At 67.0% G+C, this 10,830-nt stretch carries 10 protein-coding genes and 1 pseudogene; 10 read left to right on the top strand and 1 reads right to left on the bottom strand.

Annotated features, from left to right (window positions below; genetic code table 11):
- Positions 1-672, bottom strand: a pseudogene (locus tag BRAS3809_RS37355) (transposase); the annotation flags it as partial.
- Positions 673-1,024: 352 nt separating this feature from the next.
- On the opposite strand from BRAS3809_RS37355, the gene gspD reads away from it, so the two are divergent.
- The 10 genes from gspD to gspM all read left to right on the top strand — a co-directional run.
- The gene (gspD, locus tag BRAS3809_RS16665; protein ID WP_008963285.1) at positions 1,025-3,277 is read left to right on the top strand and encodes a type II secretion system secretin GspD; all 2,253 of its coding nucleotides are present in this window, start codon (positions 1,025-1,027) and stop codon (positions 3,275-3,277) included.
- Positions 3,277-4,497, top strand: a complete 1,221-nt coding sequence (locus BRAS3809_RS16660; RefSeq protein WP_008963284.1) for a type II secretion system F family protein — start codon at positions 3,277-3,279, stop codon at positions 4,495-4,497. Before gspD ends, BRAS3809_RS16660 begins: the two co-directional genes overlap by 1 nt.
- Positions 4,494-4,964: a GspH/FimT family pseudopilin gene (locus BRAS3809_RS16655; protein ID WP_008963283.1), complete on the top strand. Its 471-nt coding sequence runs from the start codon at positions 4,494-4,496 to the stop codon at positions 4,962-4,964. Before BRAS3809_RS16660 ends, BRAS3809_RS16655 begins: the two co-directional genes overlap by 4 nt.
- A gap of 10 nt (positions 4,965-4,974) precedes the next feature.
- Positions 4,975-5,457, top strand: a complete 483-nt coding sequence (gene gspG, locus BRAS3809_RS16650; protein ID WP_008963282.1) for a type II secretion system major pseudopilin GspG — start codon at positions 4,975-4,977, stop codon at positions 5,455-5,457.
- Entirely contained in the window at positions 5,454-5,906 is a 453-nt protein-coding gene (locus BRAS3809_RS16645) for a type IV pilus modification PilV family protein (protein ID WP_008963281.1), read from the top strand. Before gspG ends, BRAS3809_RS16645 begins: the two co-directional genes overlap by 4 nt.
- A 9-nt stretch (positions 5,907-5,915) precedes the next feature.
- Complete coding sequence (locus BRAS3809_RS16640; RefSeq protein ID WP_240535694.1) at positions 5,916-6,578, top strand: prepilin-type N-terminal cleavage/methylation domain-containing protein; 663 nt, start codon at positions 5,916-5,918, stop codon at positions 6,576-6,578.
- Positions 6,579-6,592: 14 nt separating this feature from the next.
- Complete coding sequence (locus BRAS3809_RS16635; RefSeq protein ID WP_008963279.1) at positions 6,593-7,426, top strand: type II secretion system minor pseudopilin; 834 nt, start codon at positions 6,593-6,595, stop codon at positions 7,424-7,426.
- Positions 7,423-9,192: a GspE/PulE family protein gene (locus BRAS3809_RS16630; RefSeq protein ID WP_008963278.1), complete on the top strand. Its 1,770-nt coding sequence runs from the start codon at positions 7,423-7,425 to the stop codon at positions 9,190-9,192. The genes BRAS3809_RS16635 and BRAS3809_RS16630 overlap by 4 nt, the downstream gene beginning before the upstream one ends.
- A gap of 35 nt (positions 9,193-9,227) precedes the next feature.
- Entirely contained in the window at positions 9,228-10,343 is a 1,116-nt protein-coding gene (locus tag BRAS3809_RS16625; RefSeq protein WP_139017368.1) for a PilN domain-containing protein, read from the top strand.
- Positions 10,340-10,830: type II secretion system protein GspM (gene gspM, locus BRAS3809_RS16620; protein ID WP_035656501.1), on the top strand; the 491-nt coding region annotated here is incomplete at its 3' end. The genes BRAS3809_RS16625 and gspM, both read left to right, overlap by 4 nt.

Here is a 10,830-nt window from a genome sequence, read left to right as displayed (position 1 = left end):
CCCGGATCTTCCGACCGGTAGCGAGCTGATCGTGAACAAAATCCATCGCCCAGGTCTCGTTGATCTGACATGCGTCGGTACGGTCCTCGCGCAGCTTGGCTTTGACCCGACGCATCGGCGTTTTGTTGCGCAATTGCACGCCTAATTTCCTGTAGAGACGATAGATGTGCTTGACGTTGACGGCCCAACCGTCACGCTGCAGCAGGATGTGGACGCGGCGATATCCGTAACTCACCCGTGTCTGGCAGACATCCTTGATCCGATTTTTGAGGGCTGCCTCGTCGCCACGCTTGGACTCGTAAACGTACACTGCGCGATCGATCCGAAGCGCCGAACAGGCGCGCCTGATCGAGACTTTCAGTCGTGTCGCACCTTGTCGACAAGCTCGCGCTTGCGGCCAGGCCTCTAAGCTTTTTTGAGAGCACATCCTGCAGCAATGACCTTGTCGAGCGACAAGTCCGCAACGATCCGCTTGAGCTTGGCGTACTCTTCCTCGAGCTCGGGCAGACGCTTCATCTCCGATGGCATCAGGCCCGCATACTTCTTCTTCCAATTGAAGTAGGTCGTCTGGCTGATCCCGGCCTTGCGGCGCACCTCCGCAACCGCCAGGCCGTCCTCAGCCTGCTTCAAAACAAACGCGGTCTGCGCTTCCGAAAGCTTTGATGCCTTCATGGAACTCTTCTCCGTCCCGGGTGGGGATCATAAGTGGAAAATTCCAGCTCAAACTGGCCTAATTTGACGGGGGCAACGTCAGTGACAGTGCATGTAATTGGTTGATTTAGTGCATGAGCAGGTACAGCTGCAGTCTGTTCTCTTTTGGAGAGTTTACATACAAATAAAACCACTGGTTGCGTTCTGATATTTGTCAGTGTGAAAGCATGTGCATGACGCACCAGCGAGGCCTCCGAGCAATATCTATTGCTCCCGAAACCCTCTAGACTCTGCCTGTTAGTTGTTGAGCGGCGTTGGCTGCTTTGGACTAGGGTGAACTGTAGTGCGTGGCGGAGCTCGCATAAGTTGGTGGATGGCGCTTCCGATGGTGCTGTCGGCCTGCCAGACCGTGGAGGAGGGGACCTCGTCGTTCGCTTGGAGCACGAGTGCTGCGGAAGCTGGGTCGGCTGCGCAGGCTCAGGCGGCGATGCGGTCGCCTGCGGGCAGTGCGCGGGCCGGGAGGATCTCGGGATCGCCTCTGCTCGATGACAACAGAGGCGGTCCTGGCACCGTGATGGAAGGCACCGGGCGCTTCGTCGGCGAGCCGCCGACCGGGGGCGTGCCGCGCGGGGCGGAGGATGTCGCTGACGGCGTCACCATCAATCTCGCCGGGGTGCCGGTGCCGCAGGCGGCGAAGACGGTGCTTGGGGATATTCTCGGGGTCAAGTACACGGTCGATCCGGGCATCGAGGGGCGGGTCACGATCCAGACGCCGCGGCCGGTGGCGCGGGCGGCGGTGATCGATCTGTTCCAGGCCGCGCTGCGGGCCAACAATGCGGCCGTGGTCAACAATCGGGGCATCTATCGGGTTTTGGCGGCGGACCAGACGGCAGTGTCGGCGGCGTATCGCGCCGATGATGTCGCCGATAGCGGCGAGATGGTCGGCAACGGGCTGCAGGTGGTGCAGCTGAAATTTGTCTCGGCCTCCGAGATCAGGCGCGTGGTCGAGCCGATCGCGCCGCGCGGTGGGGTGTTGCGGGTCGATGATGCGCGCAACCTGATCACGTTGTCCGGCAATCGCCAGGAGATCGCGGCGATGATGGAGGCGATCGCGCTGTTCGACGTCGACACCATGATGGGCATGTCCTTCGCGCTGATCCCGGTCAAGACTTCGGCGCCCGACGCGATCGCCACCGAGCTGAAGAGCGTGTTCGGCTCCGACCGCGGCGACGGGCCGATGGCTGGCATGGTGCAGTTCGTGCCCAACAAGCGGCTGCGCTCGATCCTGGTGATCTCGCCGCAGCTCGCCTATCTGCGCCGCGCCGAGACCTGGATCCGCAAGCTCGACGCGCAGGCGCAAGGGTCCGAGAAGCAGCTCTTCACCTACGCCGTGCAGAACCGCCGCGCCCAGGAGCTGGTCGACGTGCTGCAGTCGATGTTCCCCACCGATACGCAGGCCGCGACGACGGCGCGGCGCACCGTGGCGCCGAACTATCAGGAGGCGAGCGTGCAGTCGCAACCGTCATCCTCCGGCGGCGGCATGTCCGGATCGTCATCGCCGTCCTTCACCGGCGGGCTCGGCGCGTCCAGCGGCGGCTTCGGCGGCATGCGCAATGCCGCGCCGGCGGTTGCGGCGCCGAGCGTCGTGCCGGCGGCGGCTCCGGCTGCACCCACCGGCCGCGATGGCGATGCCGACGGGCCGCGGCTGCGCATCGTCGCCGACGAGGCCAAGAATGCGATCCTGATCGAGGCGGCGCAGGCCGACTACAAGCGTGTGCTGCAGGTGATCGAGCGGCTCGACCAGATGCCGAACCAGGTGCTGATCGAGGCGACTATCGCCGAGGTCACCCTGAACGACGATCTGCGCTTCGGCGTGCAATGGTACATGCAGAAGCACAGCTCGAAATTCACCCTGACGGAGGCGGCCTCCGGCGCCGTCAATTCGGTGTTTCCCGGCTTCTCCTATGCGCTGACCGCGGCTAACATCGCCGCGACCATCGACACGCTGAACCAGATCACCAACGTCAACATCGTGTCTTCGCCGTCGCTGGCGGTGATGGACAACAAGCCGGCGGTGCTGCAGATCGGCGACCAAGTGCCGATCACGACGCAATCGGCGACCTCGACCCTGACGACGGGAGCGCCGATCGTCAACTCGGTCAGCTACAAGGACACTGGCGTCATCCTGTCGATCATCCCGCGCATCAATGAGAGCGGCCGCGTGCTGCTCGACATCGAGCAGGAAGTATCGAGCGTGGCGCCGACGACGACGTCGAACATCGACTCGCCGACCATCCGGCAGCGCAAGATCCGGACCTCGGTGGTCGTCAACGACGGCGACACGCTGGTGCTGGGCGGGCTGATCCAGGACAGCCGCACCACCGGCCGCAGCCAACTGCCGATCATCGGCGACATTCCCTTCGTCGGCAATCTCGCCGGCAGCCGCGACAATGTGATCGGCAAGACCGAGCTGATCATCCTGATCCGCCCCCATGTGATGCGCAGCCTCGACGAGGCGCGCAGCGTCACCGAGGAGTATCGCCGCTACATGGCGATCGAGGGGCCGCATCGCCGCCCGCCGGCGCGGCGCCGCGTCGAGGACACCGGCCGCAGGATTCTCGACTGATGCCGCGCTTCCGCTACCAGGCCTACGGTACCGACGGCGCGTTCGCGGAAGGAACGATCGAGGCGGCGTCAGTGGCCGCCGCCGATGCCACGCTGTGGGCGCAGGGCTTGTCGCCGTTCCAGATGCGCAGCCTCGACGGCGGCGGAACGCCATGGTGGAATCGCGAGATCACGCTCGGCGGCGGCGCGGCGCGCGGCGACCTCCTTGCCTTCACCCGCGAATTCTCGACCCTGTGCAGCGCCGACATCCCGATGGACGACGCGCTCAGGATCGTGCAGGCGCAGACCTCGCTGGCGCGGCTGAAGACGCTGGCCGCGGCGCTGCTCGCCGACGTGCTCAACGGCCGGCCGCTGTCGGAGGCGATGCATGGCCAGCCGCGCATCTTTCCTGCTGATTATGTTGCGGTGGTCCGCGCCGGCGAGAGCGGCGGCCGGCTGGCGCAGGTGCTGAGCGAGCTCGCCGAGCTCCTGGAGCGGCGCGCCGAAATCCGCGCGCGCATCCAGTCGGCGCTGATCTATCCCGCGATGCTGATCGTGCTCAGCCTCGTCACGCTCGCGATCATCATCGGCGGCGTGATCCCGTCGATGGCGCCGATCTTCACCCAGAGCGGCAAGCCCGTGCCGCTGACCATCCAGGCGATGCTGGCGCTGCAGGCGCATTGGCTCGAAATTGTCCTCGCCAGTCTCGCCGCGCTCGCGCTGCTCGGCGGATCGATCGGCTTCGCCATGACCGATGCGGCGCGCCGCCGGCGGCTCGACCGGTTGCTGCTGCGGCTGCCGCTCGCCGGCAGTTTCCTGCTGCAGCAGGACACCGCGCGTTTCGCCCGCACGCTCGGCACCATGCTCTCGGCCGGCGTGCCGCTGATCCCGGCGACACGGTCGGCGAGCGAGGTCGTCGGCAACGATCATCTCCGCGCGGGCCTTGAGCAGGCGATCGAAAAGGTGCAGCAGGGCACGGCGCTGCATCGCGCGCTGCGCGAGACGGTGGCGCTGCCCGCCGTGGCGCTGCAGATGATCGCGGTCGGCGAGGAGGCCGGCCGGCTGGACCGCATGCTGCTGCGCGTCGCCGAGATGCTGGAGAAGCAGCTGCAGACCCGCGTGGATCGCTTCATGGCGGCGCTGACGCCGGCGATGACCGTCGGCATCGCGCTCATCATCGGCGCATTGATCATGCCGGTGATGACCGCCGTGCTCAGCATCAATGATCTGGCCGGACGATGAGCAGGTCGGCAACACAACGGCAGGCAGGGGGGAGCGACGGCTTCACGCTGGTCGAGATGCTGGCCGTGCTGGTGATCCTGGCGCTGACCGCCTCCGCCGCCGTGCCGCTGCTGTCGCGCGGCGCCGGCAGCGTCAGCCTGGATGCGGCGGCGAGCGAGATCGCGTCGGCGCTGCGCGCGACGCGGGAGGCGGCGATCCTGCAGAACCGGGCGATGACCTTGCGCATCGACGTCGACCGCCGCAGCTTCGGCTCCGAGGTGGTGCCGCCGCGCGCCTTCGCCACCGGGCTTCAGGCCAAATTGACCTATGCCGCCGCGACGCGGACGGGCGCTGCCGAAGGCGGCGTCCGCTTCTTTCCGGACGGCTCGTCGACCGGCGGCGATCTCAGCCTGGAGCTGAACGGGCGGCGGCAGCGGCTGTGCGTGGAATGGCTGACGGGGACGGTGCGGATGGCCGGCACATGTTGAGGAGGAGGCGATGATGCTGGGATGGACGAAGTTCAGCGATCTGATGAAGCGGCGCTTGCAGCGCCGGGCACGGACGCGCGGCGGCGAAGCGGGCTTCACGCTGGTGGAGATGCTGGTCGTGATCACCATCATCGGCCTCGTGATGGGTCTCGTCGGTCCGCGCGTGCTGAGCTATCTGTCGGACTCCAAGCTCAAGACGGCGCGGATCCAGATCCGCAGCCTCGCCTCGGCGCTCGATCTCTATCATCTCGACAATGGCCGCTATCCTACGGCGGCCGAGGGCCTGGGCGCGCTGGTGCAGAAGCCGGCGACGGCGACGAGCTGGAACGGCCCCTATCTCAGCGGCACGCTGGTGCCCGCCGATCCCTGGGGCCGGCCCTATGTCTACAAATTCCCCGGCCAGCACGGCGCCTATGACATCGTCTCGCTCGGCCCCGACGGCCGCGAGGACGAGACCACGGCCAACGCCAATGTGACGAGCTGGCAGCCATGACCGACGTCGCGGCAGCAATGACGCGTGCGACGGATGCCGATGAGGCCGGCTTCACGCTGGTCGAGGTCATCGTCGCGCTCGCCATGCTGTCGCTCGGCCTGACCTTGGTCATGAGCCTGTTGTCGACGGGGCTGTCGCGAGCGGGAATGGCCGAGCGGCTCGCCGGCGCGGTGTCGCTGGCGCAATCGGTGCTGACGCAGGTCGGCCCCGTCAGTCCGCTGCGGATCGAGACGCGCGAGGGCACGGAGCCGGGTGGCTATCGCTGGCAGCTCGCGATCCACCCCTATCGCGCCGCATCGGCCGAGGATTCGCGCATGGTCGAGCTCTATCAGGTCTCCGTCCAGGTCGGCTGGATGGAAGGTCAGGAGCCGCGCTCCTACGCGCTGTCGACGCTCCGCCTCGGACCGAAAGCTTCGCGTCCCGCGTCGATCGCCGCCGCATCACGGTGACCCATGCTGATGACGCTGCCATCCGAGCGCGATGAGGCCGGCTTCACTCTGGTCGAGGTGCTGGTCGCGCTCGCGCTGTTCAGCCTGCTCGCCGTCGTGCTGTTCGACGGCGTCAAGTTCGGCCTGCTGGCCTGGCGCAGCGGCAGCGCCCGCACCGAGGCGTTTCAGCGCGAGCTCGCCGCAAGGGACGTGCTGCGGCGGCTGATCGGCAATCTCTATCCGATGATGCTGGGCGAGGGCACTTCGCAACGCCGGATCGATTTCGACGGAGAGGCGGAGAGTCTTGAATTCCTCAGCGATGCGCCGGCGGTCTCCGGCGGTGCCGGCCGGTTCCGCTTCAAGCTGTTTGCCGAGCGACAGCGCGACCGCGTCGATCTGGTGCTGCAGTCTCGCGCGGAGCTGGCGGTCGATCAGGCTCCGGAGCGAACGCTCCTGGTTTCGAATATCGACCGGGTCGAATTCGGCTATGCGCCAAGGGGCACGGCATCGGGACAAGCGGAGTTCAGCACCAGCTGGCAGCAACAGATCGAGCCGCCGGGCGTGATCCGGCTGCGCGTCGTGATGCGTCCCGGCGACGGACGCAGCTGGCCGGAGCTGGTGATCGCGCCGCGGCTGCAGGCTGACGTCGCCTGCGTCTATGACGCGCTCACGATGCGCTGCCGCGGGCGTTAGCAGGGAGAGGCGACATGCCGGTGCTGTCGGTGCTCTGGGGGCTCGCGCTGCTGACCGCGGTGTCGCTGTCGCTGTCGTGGTCGAGCAGCGTGTCGTACAGCCTGGCGCACAATGAGATCACGCAGGCCGGTCTGACCGCGCTCGTCGAGGCCGGCGTCAACGCCGCCGTCGATGGTCTGCTCGAGCCGCGGGCCGAGCGGCGCTGGCGCGCCGATGGCCGGACCTACCGGCTCGATGTCAACGGAACGCAGCTCGCCATCCGGGTGCAGGACGAGCTCGGCCGCATCGACCTCAACCAGACCGACGAGGCCATGCTCAGCAGCCTGCTGCAATCGGCGGGGCTGGACGCGCAGGCCGCCGCGCGCCTGACCGACAAGATCGTCGACTGGCGAACCACGACGGCGCTCAAGCATCTCAATGGCGCCAAGGACCGCGACTATGCCGTGCGCGACGCCGCCTATCGGCCGCGCAACGGCCCGTTCCAGAGCGTCGACGAATTGCGCCTGGTCATGGACATGACTCCGGAGATCTTCGCCAGGATCGCGCCGGCGCTCACGGTGTATTCGGGGCGGCAGTTCGTCGATCCGCAACTGGCGCCGCCCGAAGTGCTGCGCGCGCTGCCCGGGATGACGGCGCAGAGTGCGGAGGCGACCGTGGCTGCGCGCGCGGGCATGGACAACAGCGCAGGGCAGATCGACGGCAATCCGATGACGGCGTTGCGCGGGCGCGCCTTCGCCATCAGGACGGAGTTCTCAGACGCATCGCGTCGCGTCGTTGGCGACGTCGCCGTTCGGCTGACGGAAAACCCGCAGCAACCCTTTTGGGTGCTGAGCTGGAGCATGAGATGAGCGATCCCATCATGCCGGCAGCCGGCCGCGCTCCCACTGCCATCGCGGGCGTCCAGCCCTCCATGTTCGACATCGACCGCGGCGAGCTGCTGCAGGGGTTCGGCGACTTTCTGCTGGCGGCGAACATCCTCGATCGCATGAGCCTCGATCGCGCTCGCCGGGCTGCGCAGACCACCGGTGACCGGCTCGATAACGTGCTGACCAAGCTCGGGCTCGTCTCCGAGGCGGGCCTCGTTACCGCGCTGTCGACATATCTGACGCTCGACCCGGTGCGGATGGCCGAGCTGCCGATCGAGCCTGTCCTGCCGGAGCTGGTCGAGGCGGCCTTCGTGCGCAACAACCGGGTGCTGCCGCTCGGCAGAAGCGAGGGCCGGCTGGCGGTCGGCGTCACCGATCCGTTCAACCACGATCCGGTCCGCGCGCTGGCCTTCCTGACGGGGCTCCCCGTCGACATGCGCCTGTTCACGGCGGCCGATTTCGACAAGGCGTGCAGCGTGCTGTATCCGAGCAACGCGAGCCAGGACGAGAGCCGGCCCGGCGGCGGCACCGAGGCCAATGAAGCGGACGTGCAGCGGCTGCGCGATCTTGCCAGCGAGGCGCCGATCATCCGCCTGGTCAATCAGGTCATCGCCCATGCCGTCGAAGCGCGGGCATCCGACATTCACATCGAGCCGAATGTTGACCAGGTGCTGGTGCGCTATCGCATCGACGGCGTGCTGCGCACGGTGCAGGTGCTCGCGGCGGATTTGCGCGCGGCGATCACCTCGCGCGTGAAGATCATGTCGAAGCTCGACATCGCCGAGCGCAGGCTGCCGCAGGATGGGCGGATCAAGATCGCGGTGCGCGGCATCGACATCGACTTCCGGGTCTCGACCATTCCCACCGCGTTCGGCGAGAGCGTCGTGCTGCGCGTGCTCGACCGCAACCGCGTCAGCCTCGACTTCGCCGAGCTCGGCTTCTCCGAGGAGCACATCGCGACGCTGCAAACCCTCCTGCAGCAGCCGAACGGCATCATCCTGGTCACCGGGCCGACCGGCAGCGGCAAGACCACGACGCTGTACACGGCGCTCAAGGCGCTGAACAATGCCGAGCGCAAGATCTTCACGGTCGAAGATCCAATCGAATACCAGATGCCCGGGATCAATCAGGTCCAGGTGCAGTCGGACATCGGTCTGACCTTCCCGCATGCGCTGCGCGCGATGCTCCGGCAGGATCCGGACATCATCATGATCGGCGAGATCCGCGATCTCGAGACCGCGCGCATCGCCATCCAGGCGTCGTTGACCGGGCATCTCGTGCTGTCGACGCTCCACACCAACAACGCGGCCTCCGCCATCACCCGGCTGATCGACATCGGTGTCGAGAACTATCTGCTGGCCTCGACGCTGAAGGGCGTGATCGCGCAGCGTCTGGTGCGGAAGCTCTGCGCGGCTTGCGCGTCCCGTCATCCGCAGGCGACGTATTGGGCTGAGAGCTTTGAGCAGTCCGCGCCCGGTCTGCGTGCGCATGGGGCGCCCGACATCCGCCAGCCACAGAGCTGCGAGGCTTGCGGCCATACCGGCTTCTCCGGCCGCTCGACGATCGCGGAGATGCTGGTCGTGGACGAGGACTGTCAGTCCCTGGTCCTGGCGAAGGCGACGGACACGGCGATCGAGCGGGCCGCCCGCGCAAGAGGCATGCAGAGCATGTACGACATGGGCGTACGAAAAGTCTGGCGTGGCGAGACGACCATCGACGAGGTGCTGCGCGCGACGCGCATGGGATGATGGCGCGGCCGCGAGCATGACGGGGGAACGGTGAGGTGGGGGCATTGATGAAACTGATGCGGACGGTGCGTCCCGGTGAGCTCATGCAGCGGGCCGCCAGCTGGTGGTGTGCGGAATTGCTCGATCTGCTGCCGTCGCGGGTCGCCGCCTGGCTGTCCGCAACCGGACAGCCGCGCATCGTGCTCGAGCGTCGCGAGGGCGCGCTGCGACTGAGGTTGACCGACCCGAGATCCAGACTCGCCGTCTCCGCGATATCGTCGCTAGACGCGGAGGCGGCGATCGCTGCGCTGCTGACGCGTCATGGCCTGGATCGTCGTGACGTCGCGCTCGGACTGAGCCTGCCCGAGGCAGGTATGTTCAGCCGCGACATCGTGCTCCCGGCCGAGGCGCGGGGCGCGATCGATGCCATCGTGCCACAGGACCTGCTGCGAAGGACGCCGTTCAAGGCGGAGGACATCTATTCCGATCACGCTGCCGGTGCCACGGTCGACGGCCGGGTCGCGGTGCGCCAATGGGTGACGCGGCGCCGGACCGTGCAGGAGGCGGCCGATCAGCTCGGGCTGCAGGTGGCGCAGATCGGTTTTGTGGTGTTCGGCGACGCCGCGCCGACGATCCGACTGGCAAGCAATGCGCCAGGCCGCCGACCCGCCAGCATCTGGCTCGCTGCTCTTTGCTGCAGCGCTGTGCTTCTTGCTGGCGCGCTGGCCGGCCTGACCTATGTCCGTCAGCAGGCTGCGCTCGACCAGCTCGACGCCGATCTCGTCGTCGCGCGCCGTAACGCGGAGCAGGTGCGAGCGATAATGGAGCAGTTGCGGGAGCGTAGGACCACGCTGAGCAGGCTTCGTCTGCAGCGCTACGCGCAGCCGGGATTGATCGACATCTGGAACGAAGCCACGCGGCTACTGCCGGCGCATTCCTGGTTGACCGAGCTCAGGCTGGCGGAGGGCACGCAGGCGCCCAGCCTCTCGGTCACCCTGACGGGATTTTCCACTGCCGCGCCCAGTCTCGTCGGCATTTTCGACACCTCGAAGCTGTTCGTCGACGCCGCATTGACGTCGCCTGTCGCGATGGATCCGATCGAGGGGCGGGAGCGCTTTTCGCTGCAGGCCACGGTGCGGATGCCCGATGCGGCCAAGGAGCCGAAGCAATGAAGCGGTCATGGCTGTTCGATGCGCAGCTCATGCGCCGGGGCCGGTTCGTGCTTGTGAACCTGGCCGTACTGGGACTGCTGGCCTGGGGCTGTGTGATTCCGGTCGCCGCCGTCTTCGCCGAGCGCGAAGGGCGCATCCAGGACCAGCAGCGGCTGCTGGCCCGGCTGAAGGCGGTGGCTGCGCAGGCCGCACGCATCGAGGCCCTCGCGTCAGAAACGGAAACGCAGTTTCAGAGCGGCGAGTTTCTCTCCGGCGCCAATGAAAATGTGATCGCGGCCGATCTCCAGACCCGGCTGAAGACAATGCTCGGCCAGGCTGGCGCGCAGTCCCGCGCGTTTCAATCGCTACCGGGCCGCACGGTCGACCAGATCAAGTATAGCGGCGTACGTCTCGACTTTTCGGGCCCGTTGCCGGCGATGATGCGCGTGGTGCACGCCGTCGAGAGCGCGAAACCCTACATGTTCGTATTCAGCGCCACCCTGAGGAG

Origin of the sequence: Bradyrhizobium sp. STM 3809, assembly GCF_000239795.1 — a bacterium.
GTDB lineage: Bacteria > Pseudomonadota > Alphaproteobacteria > Rhizobiales > Xanthobacteraceae > Bradyrhizobium.
This window is presented reverse-complemented; position numbering and strand designations above follow the sequence as displayed.